The organism is Porphyromonas sp. COT-290 OH860 (assembly GCF_000768935.1).
Classification (GTDB): Bacteria; Bacteroidota; Bacteroidia; order Bacteroidales; family Porphyromonadaceae; genus Porphyromonas.
Genome location: NZ_JRAR01000030.1, coordinates 1 through 457, shown reverse-complemented (window position 1 = coordinate 457; position 457 = coordinate 1). Strand labels below are relative to the sequence as shown.

1 protein-coding gene is annotated in these 457 nt (G+C 45.1%); it reads left to right on the top strand.

Annotated features, from left to right (window positions below; translation table 11 throughout):
• Positions 1-79 precede the first annotated feature (79 nt).
• Entirely contained in the window at positions 80-322 is a 243-nt protein-coding gene (locus HQ41_RS03135) for a hypothetical protein (protein WP_044187809.1), read from the top strand.
• The last annotated feature ends 135 nt before the right edge of the window (positions 323-457 follow it).

Below are 457 nucleotides of genomic sequence, written 5' to 3'. Positions count from 1 at the left end.
ATGTCGATACAGTTAATTACATGTTAAATATATTAATAATCAGAGATATATACAACATTTCTAGCCGAAAGGCGGCTAAATGTCGTGCAACGGTCTCCTAGAGGGTGTTGAGGGCTTTAGGCTCAAGACGACCTACCCCGGTCTACTCTGTGGCATCGGCTATCACCATGAGGTCAATAGACCCAAGGAGAAGGGCAAGGAGCAGGGTAAGAAGAAGGACGAACCGCTACTCTATCAGCTCGAGACTGTTGCACGGTATTTTGCCTCTTTTCGGCTAGAAACGTTGTGTATATCTCTGATTATTACTATCTTTAATATGTAATTAACTGTATCGACATGGCAACCAAACCAACCGAACCAGCTCCGAGCTTCCTACAAGTATATACTCAGGTTCGTCGCGACCGCATGAAGCACTCCTTTCTCCGCCAAATCAATGCTTGCGTTGATTGGCGAGGTA

What these genes read in the sequence shown, in the direction of transcription:
- HQ41_RS03135 (WP_044187809.1), top strand. Translation starts at nt 80, where the DNA reads ATGTCGTGCAACGGTCTCCTAGAGGGTGTTGAGGGCTTTAGGCTCAAG.